The organism is Streptomyces albus subsp. albus (assembly GCF_000719865.1).
Taxonomy (GTDB): domain Bacteria; phylum Actinomycetota; class Actinomycetes; order Streptomycetales; family Streptomycetaceae; genus Streptomyces; species Streptomyces albus_E.
In genome coordinates, this window is record NZ_JOID01000052.1 from 1 (window position 1) to 17,070 (window position 17,070).

The window sequence follows — 17,070 nt, forward strand, 5'->3', positions numbered from 1 at the left end:
CCCCGGATAGACGACCGACCACGGGCCCGCCCTCGGCACGGATGCCGTAACCCCAGCCGCAGCGACACCCGCCGGCCCGCGACGCACCCGCCACCACCAGCGCGCCGCCCACTCGGCGCCGTAACCTCGGCCCCCACCGGGCGGGCGCCTGGCCCCGTACCCGTTCCCGCCCCCTTGCGTCCCCTTGGCCACTCCTCCCACTCCTCCCAGGCTCCGCATCCCGGTTCTCCCGACTGCCGACACCGTCAATCCATCGAAGGAAGCGCGAAACTCGCGTATCGGCGGCCTGCTGCGCCCAGTCCCAAGGAGATGCACCCAGTCCCAAGGAGAAGAGACAGAAATCCGCTTGGAGGCAACCGGCTGAGGTCGACCACCATGACCACGTGAGCGCGGAACAAGACGCGGTGGCCGAGGCGATCGCCAGTGAACTGAAACTGTTGGATCCCGACGTGCGGAGATCGAGACAGCGGGCGGAGAGACTCCTGGATCCCGATTTCTCGGAGGTGGGCGCTTCCGGGCGTCGGTGGGACCGCCGGGAGATGCTTGCCGCACTTCCCGGCAGTCCGGCGGTTCGGACGACGGCTCGCATGAGCCCGAGCCTGAGCCTGAGCCCGAGGGGATGACCGGTGCCGTACTGGCTCCGGGCTTGGTGCATCTGACCTACGAAACCCGACGCGGTGGGCAGCGCGTACGCCGCAGCTCGATCTGGCGCAAGCCGGACGGGGTTCCGGCTGGCGCATGTACTACCACCAGGCCACCCCCGTGCCGGGGCGCCCGGGTGATCACCGGCCCGGGTGATCCGCCGGTCCGATCGGCGCTCCGCACACGCCTGCGCCTATGCCTGTACCGGTGTGGTGTTCATGCACTTCTCGGGACACGGCAGCGCACCCTCGCGGGCCGGATCGGGCGCTCCCAGGCCGGGAGAAAAGTGTTGACGTGTCATCGCGCCGGTCGGCACGCTCATGGCCGTGATCACCCAACACGGACCGGCCGATGCCACGGTCGTCATGCCCGTCAGCGTGCGCGACCTGCTGCCCCGGGACCTGCCCGCATGTGCCTGGTCGGGTTCGGCCACGCACCTGCGTCACGTGGAGCGGGAGTTGGCGCGTGCTGCGGCCGGCGAGGCCGACTACCTGGCGGTGACCACTGCTGTGGATCTGCCAGTGGCCATCGGCGGCGTCAACTATCAGGCCGCCGAGGCGGCCGGGACCTTGTGGCAGCTCGCCGTGCTCCCGGCTCTCCGGTCCTGTGGACTGGGCACGCTGCTGATCCGGGCCGCCGAACAAAGAATCAGGGACCGCGGCCTGCGCAGGGCCGAACTCGCCGTGGAGGAGAACAACCCCCGGGCTCAGGCGCTGTACGAGCGTCTGGGCTACGTCGCGTACGGCCGTGAGCCCGATGCCTGGGACGAGGAGGGGCCCGATGGGTCGATCCGTCGTTACAGGACGATGTGCGTGCTCATGCGGAAGGACCTGTGCGGCCTCGCCCGACCGTAGACGTCGCGGGCGGGGGCAGCCTGGGCCGGCTGCTGTCCTCGCGCCCCGGCCGCCCCTGAGCGCGCGTGCGGGCCCGGCGGAACGGGCGCGCGCGAATCGACCCGCTGGGCTGCTCCACATCGACGATGGGCAGCAGGACGCTGGACGGCATCCGTCGGCTGCTTGCGCGTTCCCCGGTGCTGAGCTGTGAGATGGATCGGTGGATATGCCCCGGGATTCATCCTTTTGCTCAGCTTGCGGTGAAGCGCATCCTCGGGCGTGCCGGTGGTGAAAAAATAATGCAAGCACGCTTGCTTGTTTCCTGGCCTGCTGCCACAGTCGGTCCACGCCGTTTCGTTGGGCCACGACCACCCCGGTAACCGCACCAACCGGCGCAACGGTCGGCCGAGTACCTGCTCAGCCATCAAGTACAGCCATCAAGCCCGTGTCCAGCCGTACCGAGGCCGTACCGAGGCCGTCCCCGGACCCTGCCGAGGTCGTGCCGAAGCGCTTGGGTGACGGCGCACGCGCAGCAGCAGTCCGAGCCCGTTGCACCTCTGCATCCCTACGCCCCTGTATCCCTACGCCCCTGTATTCCCCTAGCCCCGTACATCCCCGTTTCTGCCGTCTCCGCGGTCCGTACAAGGGAGCACCTCGTGGCCGATCCAGCAGCCGTGCTCGGCGATCTCCGTGCCGAGGGTGAGGAGTTGGAGCAGCTCGTCGCACCGCTCGCAGCCGAGCGCTGGAGCCTGCCGACCCCCGCCCCCGGCTGGACCGTCGCGCACCAGATAGCCCACCTCGCCTGGACCGACGAGCGCGCCCTGCTCTCCGCCACCGACCCCGATGCCTTCGCCGAGGACGCGGCTCAGGCGCTTGCCTCGCCCGAGACCTTCGTCGACGACGGCGCTCAGCGGCTCGTCGACGAACTCCCGCCCGCCGCCCTCCTCGACCACTGGCGCACCGGACGCGCCGCACTCCACCGCGCGCTCGTCGGCCGGCCGCACGGAGCCCGGCTCCCCTGGTACGGGCCTCCGATGGGCGTGGCCTCGATGGCCACGGCCCGGCTTATGGAGACCTGGGCCCACGGGCAGGACGTGGCCGACGCGCTCGGGGTCCGCCGCGAGCCGACGGGCCGGCTGCGCCATGTCGCGCGGATCGGGGTACGGGCCCGCGATTACGCGTACATGGTGCACGGGCTCGTACCGCCCACCGAGGAGTTTCGGGTGGAACTGACCGCCCCGGACGGGGACTTGTGGACGTACGGGCCGGAGGACGCCGCGCAGCGCGTCACCGGCTCCGCCCTGGACTTCTGTCTGCTGGCCACTCAGCGGGCGCACCGCTCCGACCTGGCCCTGCGCGCCGAGGGCCCGGACGCCGAGCACTGGCTGGACATCGCCCAGGCGTTCGCCGGGCCGCCCGGCAAGGGGCGCGAACCGGCAGCCGGGGGAAGCGCCGACGGCGCGGGAGGGGCCGGCTCGGTGACGGTCACGGAGGTAGGCGCGTCGGAAAGCGCGGGAGGAGCGCTGTGACCGGGGCTGCGCCCAGGGCTGAGCACGGGGCTGCGCCCAGGGTTGGGCACGGGGCTGGGCACAGGGCTGCGCACGGAACACCGCCGGGAGACGGAGCCCCACCGGCCCGTACGCCACCGTCCGGTCCCTCGCCGTCCGGCACTTCACCGGAGCACGGGACCGCACCCGCGCCGGACCACAGAACCGCACCAGTGAACGGAACCGACCTGAGAGCCACTGCCCCCAACCCCGAGTCGCGCTCCGTCCCCGAACCGGATCCCGCCCCCGCCCCGGCCCCTCTCCGTATCGGCAACGCCTCCGGCTTCTACGGCGACCGCTTCGACGCCGTCCGCGAGATGCTGACCGGCGGTCCGCTGGACATCCTCACCGGTGACTACCTGGCCGAGCTGACCATGCTCATCCTGGGCCGCGACCGCCTCAAGGACCCCTCCCGCGGCTATGCCAAGACCTTCCTGCGTCAGATGGAGGAAGGCCTCGGCCTCGCCGCCGAACGCGGCGTGAAGATCGTCACCAACGCCGGCGGCCTGAACCCCGCCGGGCTCGCCGACGCGATCCGCGCCCTGTCCGAGCGCGTCGGCGTCCCCGTGCGGGTCGCGCACGTCGAGGGCGACGACCTCCTGCACCGTGCCGCCGACGCGGGCTGGGGCGACGGCGTCCTCACCGCCAACGCCTACCTCGGCGGTGCCGGTATCGCCGCCTGCCTGCGGGCCGGTGCCGATGTGGTGGTCACCGGCCGGGTCACGGACGCCGCCCTCGTCACCGGCCCGGCCGCCGCGCACTTCGGCTGGGCGCCGGACGACTGGGACGCCCTCGCCGGCGCGGTCGTCGCCGGGCACGTCCTCGAATGCGGCGCCCAGGCGACCGGCGGCAACTACGCCTTCTTCGCCCGGCACGATCCCCGGTCCCTGCGCCGCCCCGGCTTCCCGGTCGCCGAGCTGCACGCGGACGGCAGCTCCGTCATCACCAAGCATCCGGGCACCGGTGGCCTGGTCACGACCGGCACGGTCACCGCCCAGCTCCTCTACGAGACGGCCGCCGCCCGCTACGCCGGTCCGGACGTCACCGCCCGCCTGGACTCCGTACGCCTCGCGTCGGACGGTCCCGACCGGGTGCGGATCAGCGGCGTACGGGGTGAGGCTCCGCCGCCGGTGCTCAAGGCGGGGCTGACCCGGATCGGCGGCTGGCGCAACGAGGTCGTCTTCGTGCTGACCGGACTCGACATCGAGGCCAAGGCGGGGCTGGTGCGCGAGCAGATGGAGGCCGCGCTGGCGGCCCGCCGCCCCGCCGAGGTGCGCTGGACCCTGGCCCGCACGGACCGGGCCGACGCGTCCGTGGAGGAGGAGTCGAGCGCGCTGCTGCGGCTGGTGGTGCGCGATCCGGACCCGGAGGCGGTCGGCCGCCGGGTCAGCGGCGCGGCCGTGGAGCTGGGGCTGGCCAGTTACCCGGGCTTCCACCTCACCGCCCCGCCCGGCCCGGGATCCCCGTACGGGGTGTTCGAGGCCGTGTACGTGGACGCGGCCGGGGTGCCGCACACGGCCGTGCTGCCGGACGGCGAGCGCGTCGCCGTGAAGCCGCCGCCGGAGGCGCGGCCGCTGGAGGAGGTGCCCGAGCCGCCCCTGCCCGAACCGCTCCCGCCCGGGCTGCCGACCCGCCGCGCGCCGCTCGGGCTGGTCGCCGGGGCACGCAGCGGGGACAAGGGCGGCAGCGCGAACGTCGGCCTGTGGGCGGAGACGGACGAGGCCTGGCGCTGGCTGGCCCACGCGCTGACGGCCGATCGGCTGCGTGAACTGCTGCCCGAGGTGCGGGCGTTGCCCGTCACCCGCCATGTACTGCCGGGGCTGCGCGCCCTGAACTTCACCGTGGACGGCCTGCTGGGCGAGGGTGTCGCCGCCCAGGCCCGCTTCGACCCGCAGGCGAAGGCCCTGGGGGAGTGGCTGCGCGCCCGTCACCTGGACATACCGGAGGTACTGCTGTGACGAGTCCGCCCGCCAACCGGCGTTCCCCGCACCGTCGGGACGTGCGAGAGGCGCGAGAGGCGCGAGAAGCACGGGAGACGCGGGAGGTCGCCCCGTGACCGTGCTTCCCTCCGCGCTCGACACCGCAGGTGCCGACTACGCGGCCAACCGCGACGCGATGCTCGCCAAACTCGCCGATCTCGACGCCGAGCACACCAAGGCCCTGGCGGGCGGCGGTGAGAAGTACGTGGCCCGGCACCGCAAGCGGGGCAAGCTCCTCGCCCGCGAGCGCATCGAACTGCTCCTCGACCCGGACACGCCCTTCCTGGAACTGTCCCCGCTCGCCGCCTGGGGCAGCGACTACACCGTGGGCGCCTCCCTCGTCACCGGCATCGGGGTGATCGAGGGCGTCGAATGCCTGATCACCGCCAACGATCCGACCGTGCGCGGCGGCGCCAGCAACCCCTGGACGCTGAAGAAGGCCCTGCGCGCCAACGAGATCGCCTTCGCCAACCGCCTCCCGGTGGTCAGCCTCGTCGAGTCGGGCGGCGCGGACCTGCCCAGCCAGAAGGAGATCTTCATCCCGGGCGGGGCGCTCTTCCGGGACCTCACCCGGCTGTCGGCCGCCGGCATCCCCACCATCGCCGTGGTCTTCGGCAACTCCACGGCCGGCGGGGCGTACATCCCGGGGATGTCCGACCACACGATCATGGTGAAGGAGCGCGCGAAGGTCTTCCTCGGCGGGCCGCCGCTGGTCAAGATGGCCACGGGCGAGGAGAGCGACGACGAGTCGCTGGGCGGCGCCGAGATGCACGCCCGCACCTCCGGGCTCGCCGACCACTTCGCCGTCGACGAACCCGACGCGCTGCGGCAGGCCCGCCGCGTCGTCGCCCGGCTCAACCACCGCAAGGCGCACGCCGATCCGGGCCCCGCCGAGCCGCCGAGGTACGACGAGGACGAGCTCCTCGGGATCGTCCCCGGTGATCTCCGGACCCCGTTCGACCCGCGCGAGGTCATCGCCCGCGTCGTCGACGGCTCGGACTTCGACGAGTTCAAGCCGCTCTACGGCAGCAGTCTCGCCACCGGCTGGGCGTCCCTGCACGGCTATCCGGTCGGCATCCTCGCCAACGCCCAGGGCGTGCTGTTCAGCGAGGAGTCGCAGAAGGCCGCGCAGTTCATCCAGCTCGCCAACCAGCGCGACATCCCGCTGGTCTTCCTGCACAACACCACCGGCTACATGGTCGGCAAGGAGTACGAGCAGGGCGGCATCATCAAGCACGGCGCGCAGATGATCAACGCGGTGTCCAACTCCCGGGTCCCGCACCTCTCCGTCCTCATGGGCGCCTCCTACGGCGCTGGCCACTACGGCATGTGCGGACGGGCGTACGACCCGCGCTTCCTCTTCGCCTGGCCCAGCGCGAAGTCGGCGGTGATGGGACCGCAGCAGCTCGCCGGTGTCCTGTCGATCGTCGCCCGCGCCTCCGCCGCCGCCAAGGGGCAGCCGTACGACGACGACGCGGACGCCGCGCTGCGCGCCATGGTCGAGCAGCAGATCGAATCCGAGTCGCTGCCGTTCTTCCTGTCCGGACGCCTCTACGACGACGGCGTCATCGACCCGCGCGACACCCGCACCGTGCTCGGCCTGTGCCTGTCCGCGATCCACACCGCACCCGTGGAAGGCGCCCGCGGCTTCGGCGTCTTCCGGATGTGAGGGGAGCCATGCCGAACACCGGGATGAACACAGAGTCGAGCACAGAGCCGAACGCTGGGCTGAACACCGAGTCGAACACCGGGACGCACGCGGGACCGGGCGCCGGGCCGAACACGCCCCCGGCCGCGCAGCCGGGCCCGGAGACGGCCACCGAACCCGTCGCGGCCGACGCGGCCGCCGCCGCCCGCCCCCTGCGCACCGTGCTGGTCGCCAACCGCGGGGAGATCGCCTGCCGCGTCTTCCGCACCTGCCGCGAACTCGGCCTCGCCACGGTCGCCGTGCACTCCGACGCCGACGCGGAAGCCCTGCACGTCCGTACCGCCGACGCCGCCGTGCGACTGCCGGGCGACAGCCCCGCGGAGACCTATCTCCGCGGCGACCTGATCGTGAAGGCGGCCCTCACGGCCGGCGCCGACGCGGTCCACCCCGGCTACGGATTCCTCTCCGAGAACGCCGGCTTCGCCCGGCAGGTCCTGGACGCCGGGCTGGTGTGGATCGGCCCGCCCCCCGAGGCGATCGCCGCGATGGCGTCCAAGACCCGCGCCAAGGAACTCATGGCCGGGGCGGGGGTGCCCCTGCTGCGCCCCGTGGACCCGGAGCGGGCCACCGGCTCCGACCTCCCCCTTCTGATCAAGGCGGCGGCCGGTGGCGGCGGACGCGGTATGCGGCTGGTCCGCGACCTCGCCGAACTGCCCGCCGAACTGGCCGCCGCCTCCGCGGAGGCCGCCTCGGCCTTCGGCGACGGCGAGGTGTTCGCCGAGCCGTACGTGGAGAACGGCCGCCACGTCGAGGTGCAGATCCTGGCCGACACCCACGGCACCGTCTGGGCGCTCGGCACCCGCGACTGCTCCCTCCAGCGCCGCCACCAGAAGGTCATCGAGGAGGCCCCGGCTCCGGGCCTGCCGCAGCCGCTGCGCGACACGCTCCACACGGCCGCGGCCGAGGCGGCCCGCGCCATCGGCTACACGGGCGCGGGAACGGTCGAGTTCCTCGTCTCCGCCGAACACCGGGCGTACTTCCTGGAGATGAACACCCGCCTGCAGGTGGAGCACCCGGTGACCGAGGCGGTCTACGGCCTCGACCTGGTCGCCTGGCAGCTCCGGATCGCCGAGGGCGCCGAACTGCCCGCCGGACCGCCCGCCCCCGCCGGGCACGCCGTCGAGGCCCGGCTGTACGCGGAGGACCCGTCCCGCGACTGGCAGCCCCAGTCCGGGCCGCTGCACCGCCTCGACGTGCCGGGCGTCCGGCTGGACACCGGGTTCACCGGGGGCGACACCATCGGCGTCCACTACGACCCCATGCTGGCTAAGGCGATCGTGCACGCGCCCACGCGGGCGGAGGCGGTCCGGCGCCTGGCCGACGCGCTGTCCCGGGCCCGGGTCCACGGCCCGGTCACCAACCGGGACCTGCTGGTCCGCTCCCTCCGCCACCCGGACTTCACGGCGGGCCGGCTGGACACCGGCTTCTACGACCGCAACCTGCCGGAACTCACGGGACCGGCAGCCGCCGCCGACCCGGTGGCGGGCGGGCGGGCGGCGGGCGAGCCGGAGGCCGGTGAACAAGCGGGAAGCGACCCGGCGGTGGACCCGGCGGTGGGCGACCCGGCGGTGGGCATCTCCGCCCTGGCGGCGGCCCTGGCCGCCACGGCCGCCCGTACCGGTCCGGCGGGGAGCCTCCCCGCCCGTCTGGGGGGCTGGCGCAACCTGCCCTCCGGCCACCGGACCACCGTCTACCGCGCCGAGCCCGACGGCACCGAGTACGAGATCCGCCACCGCCTCACCCGCGACGGCCTGGACGCCCCCGGCCATCCGGACGTACGGCTGATCGCGGCTAGCCCGGAGCGCGTCACCCTGGAGGCCGGCGGGGTCCGCCGGACCTTCGAGGTGGCGGTGTACGGCACCCGCGTCCACGTCGATTCGCCCCTCGGCGCCCATGCGTTCAGCACCGTCCCCCGCTTCCCGGACCCCACCGCCCGCACCGAGCCGGGCTCGCTGCTCGCCCCGATGCCGGGCACGGTGGTGCGGGTGGCGGAGATCGCCGTCGGTGACCGGGTGGAGCAGGGGCAGCCGCTGCTGTGGCTGGAGGCCATGAAGATGGAGCACCGCATCACGGCCCCCACCCCCGGCACCCTGACGGCCCTCCACGCCACCCCGGGGCAGCAGGTGGAGGTCGGCGCCCTGCTGGCCGTCGTCTCGGAGGGTCCCTAGAGGGCGGGGAGGGGCGGGGCGGGAGCCCGCCGGGGCTCGACGGCGGGAGCTTGGCGGGGGCGGCCCGGCCGGGGGCGGCCGACCGGGGTGCCTGGGGCAGATGCTCGGCCCCGCCCGCTCGGTCCCCGGCACAGGGGCCCGGTCCCGGCTCCCGGTCCCGGCTCCCCGGTCCCGTCCGCTCGGCTCTGTCCACCCTCCGGGGTCTGTCCACCGGCCCACAAGTTCGTCCGCAGCTCATCCGCACAGCTCACCCGCCCGGCCCGCCCGAACAAGCCCGTCCACGGAACAAGCCCCTCCGCCCGAACAACACCGTCCGTCCGAACAGCACCGCCCGAACAACACCTCCCGCCCGAACAAGTCCGCCCCGCCCTCAAGCCGACCCGTACAGCCGCCGCCCGTCGGCCGGCCCGTACAACATTCCCCAGCCCGCCCCTTCCGAGGAGGCCCCCATGTCCGCGTCACCGTCCGCCGCAGTCACCGCGTCCACAGCGCTCGAGCCCGACGAACACCGCGCCCTCCGCCAAGCCGTCGCCGCCCTCGGGGCCCGGTACGCGCGGAACTTCTTCGGCGCGGCCGACTCCGGCCCGGGAGGGAACGCCGAGGCCACCGGCGGCACTTCCGGAACGGGATCCACCGGGACCACGGGGACCACCGCACCCACCGCACCCACCGCCAAGGACCGCCACATCCAGGATCTCTGGCAGGAGGCCGCCAAACTCGGTTACCTGGGCATCAACCTGCCCGAGGAGTACGGCGGCGGGGGCGCCGGCATATCCGAACTCGCGATCGTGCTGGAGGAGTTGGGTGCGGCCGGTTGCCCGCTCCTCATGCTCGTCGTCTCGCCGTCGATCTGCGGCACGGTCATCGCCCGCTTCGGCACCGAGGAGCAGAAGCAGCAGTGGCTGCCCGGACTCGCCGACGGCAGCCGCATGATGTCCTTCGGAATCACCGAGCCCGACGCCGGTTCGAACTCGCACCGGATCACCACCACCGGCCGCCGCGCCCCCGACGGCAGCGGCGACTGGCTGCTCACCGGCCGGAAGGTCTTCATCTCCGGTGTGGACATCTCGGACGCCACGCTGATCGTCGGCCGCACCGAGGACTCCCGCACCGGCAAGCTCAAGCCCTGCCTGTTCATCGTCCCCCGGGACACCCCCGGGTTCGAGTACCGGCCGATCGACATGGAGCTGTACGCGGCCGAGAAGCAGTTCGAGCTGAGCTTCGACGACATCAGGCTGCCGGCCGAGGCACTCGTCGGCGACGAGGACGCGGGCCTGCTCCAGCTCTTCGCGGGGCTCAACCCGGAGCGCATCATGTCGGCCGCGTTCGCTCTCGGGATGGGCCGCCACGCCTTGGCGAAGGCGGTCGACTACGCCCGTACCCGGCAGGTGTGGAAAGCGCCCATCGGCGCGCACCAGGCGATCGCGCACCCGCTCGCGCAGGCGCACATAGAGCTCGAACTGGCGCGGCTCATGACGCAGAAGGCGGCCCGTCTCTACGACGCGGGGGACGACATCGGCGCGGGCGAGGCGGCCAACATGGCCAAGTACGCGGCTGCCGAGGCGAACGTCAAGGCGGTGGACCAGGCGGTGCACACGCTCGGCGGCAACGGGCTGACCAAGGAGTACGGCCTGGCGCAGCTCGTCACCGCCTCCCGGGTGGCCCGGATCGCCCCGGTGAGCCGGGAAATGATCCTCAACTATGTGTCCCACCAGTCCCTGGGGCTCCCCAAGTCGTACTGAATCGGCCATCCTTGTGAGCCACCCGCGAGGCTGTGAGGCGCGTCACATGCCGTAGGGGTCTGGTGCCGCACACCCGGTGCGGCATCCGGCACCCGGCACCGGCCATCCGGCGCGCGAACGGCACAGGGGTCCGGGCAACCCGAGACCGTGCGGGCGCGCTCGGTCACGGCTCGCGGACACAGGCACAGAAGCGGCACGGACACACAGGAACAGGCACACAGCCCCAGCCGCGCAAGCGGCACAGCTACAGCCCCACGCTCCACAGCCACACAGCCACAGACAACACGAGCACAGCAGGGACAGGGACACAGGGACACACAGAGCGGAGGGATCGCCATGGTCCACCGGAGCACCTACCCGGACGTCCAACCCGTCGATCAGCCCATCCACGAAGCCGTACTCGGCCGGGCCGCCGAATACGGGGACACCCCCGCGCTGATCGACGGCGTGGACGGCACCACGGTCAGCTACGCCCAACTCGACGCCTTCACCCGCCGGATCGCCGCGGCGCTCGCCGAGGCGGGGGTCCGGAAGGGCGACGTCCTGGCCCTGCACAGCCCGAACACCATCGCCTACCCGGCCGTCTTCTACGCCGCGACCATGGCGGGCGCAGCCGTCACGACCGTCCACCCGCTGGCCACCGCCGAGGAGTTCGGCAAACAGCTGCGCGACTCCGGGGCCCGCTGGATCGTCACGGTCTCCCTGCTCCTGGAGACGGCCAAGGCGGCGGCTGCGAAGGCGGAAGCAGCCGTGGGCGGCCGGGTCGCGGAAATCTTCGTCTGCGACCGGGCGGAGGGCCACCGCTCCGTCCTGCACGACATGCTCGCCTGCACCGCCCCGGAGCCGGTGGTGGAGATCGACCCGGCCGGGGACGTGGCGGTGCTGCCGTACTCCTCGGGCACCACCGGCTCCCCCAAGGGCGTGATGCTCACCCACCGCAACATCGCCACGAACCTCGCCCAGCTCGACCCGCTGACCCCGCAGGACGCGGACGAGCGCATCCTCGCCGTCCTGCCCTTCTTCCACATCTACGGCCTGACGGCGCTCATGAACGCACCGCTCCGCCGCGGCGCCACCGTCGTCGTGCTGCCCCGCTTCGACCTGGAGCAGTATCTGTCGGCCATCGAACGCCACCGGGTCACGGCCCTCTACGTGGCCCCGCCGATCGTGCTGGCCCTGGCCAAGCACCCGGCGGTCACGGAGCACGACGTGTCGTCCGTGCGGTACGTCCTGAGCGCCGCCGCACCCCTGGACGCCGAGCTGGCCGCGGCCTGTTCCCGCAGGCTCGGCGTGCCGCCCGTGCTGCAGGCGTACGGGATGACGGAGCTGTCGCCCGGCACCCATGCCGTACCGCTCGACGCGGAGGACCCGCCGCCCGGCACCGTCGGCCTTCTGGTGCCCGGCACCGAGATGCGGATCGTCTCCCTCGACGACCCGGCGCGGGACCTGGGGCCGGACGAGCCGGGGGAGGTCCTGATCCGCGGCCCCCAGGTGATGAAGGGCTACCTCGGCCGCCCGGACGCGACCGCCGCCATGATCGACGAGAACGGCTGGCTGCACACTGGGGACGTCGGCCGGGTGGACGCCGACGGCTGGCTCTTCGTCGTCGACCGGGTCAAGGAGCTCATCAAGTACAAGGGCTACCAGGTGCCGCCCGCCGAGCTGGAAGCCTGTCTGCTGACCCACCCGGACCTCGCCGACGCGGCGGTCATCGGTGTGACGGACGAGGACGGCAACGAGATCCCCAAGGCCTACGTCGTGCGCAGGCCGGGGGCCGGGACCACGGCCGAGCAGGTCATGGCGTACGTTGCCGAACGGGTCGCCCCCTACAAGAAGATCCGCCGGGTGGAGTTTCTGGACGCGGTGCCCCGCGCCGTCAGCGGCAAGATCCTCCGGCGCGAACTCCGGACCCGGGAAAGGACCTCCACCACGCCATGACAGACGCACAGGCCCCGGCACAACACTCCGAACAGCCCGTCGCGCGGCCCCTGGTGCGCCGTGCCACCGAACGCGGTGTCACCACGCTCACCCTCGACTCGCCGCACAACCGCAACGCGCTCTCCACCCGCCTCGTCACCGAACTGCACGAGGCGCTGGCGGAGGCCGCCGCCGACCCGGAGGTGCGCGCCGTGCTGCTCACCCACACGGGCAACACGTTCTGCGCGGGCGCGGACCTGACGGAGGCCGGCTCGGCGGACGCCGCCTCCGCCCCGCTCGGCCTGGCCCGGTTGCTCCGTACGGTCACGGAGCTGCCGAAGCCCGTGGTGGCCCGCGTGACCGGCCATGCGCGGGCGGGCGGACTGGGCCTGCTGGGGTGCTGCGACATCTCGGTGGCGGGGCCGGGCACGAGCTTCGCGTTCACCGAGGCCCGGCTCGGTCTGGCACCGGCGGTGATCTCCCTGCCGCTGCTGCCGCGTCTCGACCCCCGCGCGGCCGCCCGCTACTACCTGACGGGTGAGCGGTTCGACGCGGCCGAGGCGAGCCGGATCGGCCTCGTCACCGTCTCGGCCGAGGATCCGGACGCGGCGCTCGCCCCGATCCTGGACGGTCTGCGGCGGGCGTCCCCGCAAGGGCTGGCGGAGTCGAAGAAGCTGGTCACCGCCGACGTCCTGCGCCGGTTCGACCGGGACACCCAGGCGCTGGCCGAGCAGTCGGCCCGCCTCTTCACCTCCGCGGAGGCCCGCGAGGGCATGACGGCCTTCCTGGAACGCCGGGACCCGGTATGGGCGCGGTGACGACGGCCCGCGGGCCCAAGCAGGACCGCAGCCGTGCCACCCGGCAGCGGCTGCTGGAGGCGGCGGTCGCCTGCCTCGCCGAACACGGCTGGAGCGGCAGCACGGTCACGGTGGTCGCCGAGCGCGCGGGGGTGTCCCGCGGTGCGGCACAGCACCACTTCCCGACCCGGGAGGACCTGTTCACCGCGGCGGTCGAACACGTGGCGGAGGAACGCTCGGCGGCGCTGCGGGCGATGATCAGCGGCGGGCGCACCGCGCGGGGCGGGGGCGCCGCGCCGGGCGGCCGCACTCGGGCCGTCGTGGAGGCGATCGTCGCCCTCTACACGGGGCCGCTGTTCCGGGCCGCGCTGCACCTCTGGGTGGCCGCCTCGAACGAGGAGCAGCTCAAGCCGCGGGTCACCGCGCTGGAGGCTCGTATCGGCCGGGAGAGCCACCGGATGGCGATCGAACTGCTGGGCGCCGACGAATCGGTGCCGGGGGTCCGCGAGACGGTGCAGGGCCTTCTGGACATGGCCCGCGGCCTCGGTCTGGCCACGCTGCTCACGGACGACGCGGCCCGCCGCGACCGGGTCGTGGCCCAGTGGGCCCGCATCCTGGACGGCACGCTCGGCCGGGCGGACGGCGGCACCGAGGAGGAGGGGGCCACCGGGGTGGACGGGGCCACCCGGGAGGACGGGGGGTCCTGAGGCCTCGTTCCCGGAGATCCGGAACTGCCGGGACCGCCCGGATCACCGGAACTACTCGGATCACCGGAACCACCCGGATCGCCCAGGTCACCCGGATCGCCCGGACCCGGGCCACCCGACCCGGCCTCCGCCCGGCAGCGCACTGCCCCCGCACCGGAGTGCGGGGGCAGTGACGCCGGCGGGCGCGGCGCGGACGGACGGTTCAGCGGGAAACGGGAAAACGGGAAACGGGAAGCGAGCCGTGGCTCAGCCGGAAATGTCCCCGTAGCCCTCGACCTCGCGCGGGTCGCGGGTGCCCGGGCCGATGTAGCGGGCCGAGGGGCGCACCAGGCGGCCCGTGCGCTTCTGCTCCAGGATGTGCGCGGACCAGCCGGCCGTGCGGGCGCAGGTGAACATCGAGGTGAACATGTGCGCGGGCACCTCTGCGAAGTCGAGCACGATGGCGGCCCAGAACTCGACGTTGGTGGCCAGCACCCGGTCGGGGCGCCGGTTGTGCAGCTCCTCCAGGGCCGCGCGCTCCAGGGCCTCGGCGACCTCGAAGCGCGGCGCGGCCAGCTCCTTGGCGGTGCGGCGCAGCACGCGGGCGCGCGGGTCCTCGGCGCGGTAGACGCGGTGGCCGAAGCCCATGAGGCGCTCGCCCTTGTCGAGGGCCTTCTTGACGTAGGCGGTGGCGTCGCCGGTGCGCTCGATCTCCTCGATCATGCCGAGCACGCGGGAGGGCGCGCCGCCGTGCAGCGGGCCGGACATGGCGCCCACGGCGCCGGAGAGGGCCGCGGCGACGTCGGCGCCGGTGGAGGCGATGACGCGGGCGGTGAAGGTGGAGGCGTTCATGCCGTGCTCGGCGGCGGAGGTCCAGTAGGCGTCGACGGCCTTGACGTGCTTGGGGTCGGGCTCGCCGCGCCAGCGCTTCATGAAGCGCTCGACGACGGTCTCGGCCTTGTCGATCTCCCGCTGCGGGACCATCGGCAGGCCCTGGCCGCGCGCCGACTGGGCGACGTAGGAGAGCGCCATGACGGCGGCCCGGGCGAGGTCGTCGCGGGCCTGGGCCTCGTCGATGTCGAGCAGCGGTTTCAGGCCCCAGACGGGGGCGAGCATGGCGAGCGCGGACTGGACGTCGACGCGGATGTCACCGGAGTGGACGGGGATGGGGAACGGCTCGGCGGGCGGCAGACCGGGGTTGAAGGCGCCGTCGACCAGGAGGCCCCAGACGTTGCCGAAGGAGACGTGACCGACGAGGTCCTCGATGTCGACGCCGCGGTAGCGGAGCGCGCCGCCTTCCTTGTCCGGTTCGGCGATCTCCGTCTCGAACGCGACGACTCCTTCGAGTCCGGGTACGAAGTCGGACATCAGGCGGCTCCTCGTATGTGGCGTGATGTGGTCGACACATGGCTTGTGACCAGAATGTCAAGCTTTGCGGCGTACGGTGCCGGTCCGGATGCGCGGCCGCTCCGCTCCGCGGCACCTGCGACGCCGACGCGGTTCACGCTCCGTAACGGTTACCCCGGTGATGCCCCGCCCGGGAGATGGTTATCCGTTCGGGCGTCGGCTCACCGGAGAGGCACTGAGGGTCTCTACAGGCCGGACACGATATCTCGCGTGATCCGGGGGCTATAGGGGCCCAGCCGATGATTTTGGCCGGTTCGGCCGATGCGGGGAAGCGTGATAAGCGGCACACTGTGCCACCTTCCGGGGGAAACGTTACGCCGCGTAGGGTCCGGAAACACTCCGTCAGCGTCTTCGGCTCTTCGGATGATGCTGCAAGATGAGTCCGTGCCTGATGATTCACTGGAGTCCGTGGAGTCCGTGCCGCACGTCGACGCCGATCAGCCGGTGGCGCCCGACTACGATCCCGCCGCCATGCGCGAGCACTACCGCTCCGACGGCCTGTACGAGCGAGATCTCGCCGGGGCGCCGATGGAGCAGTTCGCCCGGTGGTTCCGGCAGGCGTCGGAGAGCGGCATCTACGAGCCGAACGCCATGGTGGTCTCCACGGTCGACGCCAGCGGCCGCCCCAGCTCGCGGACGGTCCTGCTGAAGGGCTTCGACGAACGCGGGTTCGTCTTCTTCACGAACTACACCTCCCGCAAGGGCCGCGAGATCGACACCAACCCGTATGTGGCGCTGCTGTTCCCCTGGCACCCCATCGCCCGCCAGGTGCTGGTGGAGGGGGTGGCCGAACGGGTCGGCCGGGACGAGACGGTGGCGTACTTCCGGACCCGTCCGCACGGCTCGCAGCTCGGGGCATGGGCGAGCCGGCAGTCGGAACTGGTGGTGTCCCGCGAGGAACTCGACCGTTCCTACGGGGAGTTGGCGGACCGCTACCCGCCGGGCGAGCAGGTGCCGGTGCCGCCGGAGTGGGGTGGGTACCGGGTCTTCCCGGAGGCCGTCGAGTTCTGGCAGGGCCGCGAGAACCGCCTCCACGACCGGCTGCGCTACCTCCGCTCCGCGGCGGCGACGGGCTGGACGGTCCAGCGGGTGTGCCCGTAGGGGCACGGCGGCGCCGGCTGCGGGGGCAGGGCGCACCGGCGGCGGGGGCGGCGGGGCGCCCGCGGCTGTGGCGGCGGGGTGCGGGGCGGCCGGAGCGGCCGGCTGAGGCGTGGCCTGACGGGGTGCGGCCCGGTGATGCGCGGCGAGGCGTGGCCTGCGGGGCATGGCCTGGCGGGGGTGCGGTGCGGCCCGGCGGGGTGACGCGGCCCGGTGAGGTGCGGGCAACGGGTCCGGTGCCCGTCCGCCGATGATGCGGGCGGGAAGGCACGGGAACGCAGACGACCCGCGAGCCTCTTCCCCTCACCCCGGGCCGGAGGGCTCGGCGGCGGGAGGGCCGGTCGGACGTACCGGCGGCTCGCGGGTCGGGTGACTGCTGGGAATTGGGCCGGCTGCACGCATCTCTCACGTGCTGGTCCGGCGGTGCGCAGAGCGCGACGACGGACGGCTAGGCCGTTTCTGATGGCTCTTGGTGGGCGGGGTGGATCTCCTGGTTGGCCGGGCAGGACGCCCGTATGGTGCGGCGACACGAGCTCACGGACGCGC

The 17,070-nt window shown here is 73.1% G+C and carries 11 protein-coding genes and 1 pseudogene; 11 read left to right on the top strand and 1 reads right to left on the bottom strand.

Features of this window, described 5'->3' with window-relative positions:
- Nucleotides 1–383: 383 nt before the first annotated feature.
- The 10 genes and pseudogenes from IF83_RS35695 to IF83_RS0128760 all read left to right on the top strand — a co-directional run bounded on the left by IF83_RS35695 (nucleotide 384) and on the right by IF83_RS0128760 (nucleotide 14,040).
- Nucleotides 384–798 (top strand): annotated as a pseudogene (locus IF83_RS35695) (nuclear transport factor 2 family protein).
- Nucleotides 799–962: 164 nt separating this feature from the next.
- Nucleotides 963–1,496, top strand: a complete 534-nt coding sequence (locus tag IF83_RS0128720; RefSeq protein ID WP_030549177.1) for a GNAT family N-acetyltransferase — start codon at nucleotides 963–965, stop codon at nucleotides 1,494–1,496.
- 635 nt (nucleotides 1,497–2,131) lie between these two features.
- Entirely contained in the window at nucleotides 2,132–3,004 is an 873-nt protein-coding gene (locus IF83_RS0128725; protein ID WP_051723510.1) for a TIGR03084 family metal-binding protein, read from the top strand.
- A gap of 206 nt (nucleotides 3,005–3,210) precedes the next feature.
- Nucleotides 3,211–4,980 (top strand): acyclic terpene utilization AtuA family protein, encoded by a 1,770-nt coding sequence (locus tag IF83_RS0128730; RefSeq protein WP_051723511.1) that lies wholly within the window; start codon nucleotides 3,211–3,213, stop codon nucleotides 4,978–4,980.
- A gap of 94 nt (nucleotides 4,981–5,074) precedes the next feature.
- Complete coding sequence (locus IF83_RS0128735) at nucleotides 5,075–6,670, top strand: acyl-CoA carboxylase subunit beta (protein WP_030549186.1); 1,596 nt, start codon at nucleotides 5,075–5,077, stop codon at nucleotides 6,668–6,670.
- A gap of 8 nt (nucleotides 6,671–6,678) precedes the next feature.
- Nucleotides 6,679–8,877, top strand: coding sequence for an ATP-binding protein (locus IF83_RS0128740; RefSeq protein WP_244177254.1), 2,199 nt, complete (start codon nucleotides 6,679–6,681; stop codon nucleotides 8,875–8,877).
- A 449-nt stretch (nucleotides 8,878–9,326) separates the two neighbouring features.
- Nucleotides 9,327–10,619 (top strand): acyl-CoA dehydrogenase family protein, encoded by a 1,293-nt coding sequence (locus tag IF83_RS0128745; RefSeq protein WP_030549190.1) that lies wholly within the window; start codon nucleotides 9,327–9,329, stop codon nucleotides 10,617–10,619.
- Between the two features lie 336 nt (nucleotides 10,620–10,955).
- Complete coding sequence (locus tag IF83_RS0128750; RefSeq protein ID WP_030549193.1) at nucleotides 10,956–12,557, top strand: 4-coumarate--CoA ligase family protein; 1,602 nt, start codon at nucleotides 10,956–10,958, stop codon at nucleotides 12,555–12,557.
- Entirely contained in the window at nucleotides 12,554–13,354 is an 801-nt protein-coding gene (locus tag IF83_RS0128755; protein WP_037681900.1) for an enoyl-CoA hydratase family protein, read from the top strand. The genes IF83_RS0128750 and IF83_RS0128755 overlap by 4 nt, the downstream gene beginning before the upstream one ends.
- A complete protein-coding gene (locus IF83_RS0128760) occupies nucleotides 13,342–14,040 on the top strand; it encodes a TetR/AcrR family transcriptional regulator (protein WP_078843996.1) in 699 nt (232 codons plus the stop codon). The genes IF83_RS0128755 and IF83_RS0128760 overlap by 13 nt, the downstream gene beginning before the upstream one ends.
- Before the next feature lie 246 nt (nucleotides 14,041–14,286).
- On the opposite strand, the gene IF83_RS0128765 is transcribed toward IF83_RS0128760, so the two are convergent.
- Nucleotides 14,287–15,387: a citrate synthase 2 gene (locus tag IF83_RS0128765; protein ID WP_030549198.1), complete on the bottom strand. Its 1,101-nt coding sequence runs from the start codon at nucleotides 15,385–15,387 to the stop codon at nucleotides 14,287–14,289.
- A 510-nt stretch (nucleotides 15,388–15,897) separates the two neighbouring features.
- On the opposite strand from IF83_RS0128765, the gene pdxH reads away from it, so the two are divergent.
- Complete coding sequence (gene pdxH / locus IF83_RS0128770) at nucleotides 15,898–16,527, top strand: pyridoxamine 5'-phosphate oxidase (protein WP_037681905.1); 630 nt, start codon at nucleotides 15,898–15,900, stop codon at nucleotides 16,525–16,527.
- Nucleotides 16,528–17,070: the final 543 nt, after the last annotated feature.

What these genes read in the sequence shown, in the direction of transcription:
- IF83_RS0128720 (WP_030549177.1), top strand. Translation starts at nt 963, where the DNA reads ATGGCCGTGATCACCCAACACGGACCGGCCGATGCCACGGTCGTCATG.
- IF83_RS0128740 (WP_244177254.1), top strand. Translation starts at nt 6,679, where the DNA reads ATGCCGAACACCGGGATGAACACAGAGTCGAGCACAGAGCCGAACGCT.
- IF83_RS0128745 (WP_030549190.1), top strand. Translation starts at nt 9,327, where the DNA reads ATGTCCGCGTCACCGTCCGCCGCAGTCACCGCGTCCACAGCGCTCGAG.
- IF83_RS0128750 (WP_030549193.1), top strand. Translation starts at nt 10,956, where the DNA reads ATGGTCCACCGGAGCACCTACCCGGACGTCCAACCCGTCGATCAGCCC.
- IF83_RS0128755 (WP_037681900.1), top strand. Translation starts at nt 12,554, where the DNA reads ATGACAGACGCACAGGCCCCGGCACAACACTCCGAACAGCCCGTCGCG.
- IF83_RS0128760 (WP_078843996.1), top strand. Translation starts at nt 13,342, where the DNA reads ATGGGCGCGGTGACGACGGCCCGCGGGCCCAAGCAGGACCGCAGCCGT.
- IF83_RS0128765 (WP_030549198.1), bottom strand. Translation starts at nt 15,387, where the DNA reads ATGTCCGACTTCGTACCCGGACTCGAAGGAGTCGTCGCGTTCGAGACG.
- pdxH (WP_037681905.1), top strand. Translation starts at nt 15,898, where the DNA reads ATGCGCGAGCACTACCGCTCCGACGGCCTGTACGAGCGAGATCTCGCC.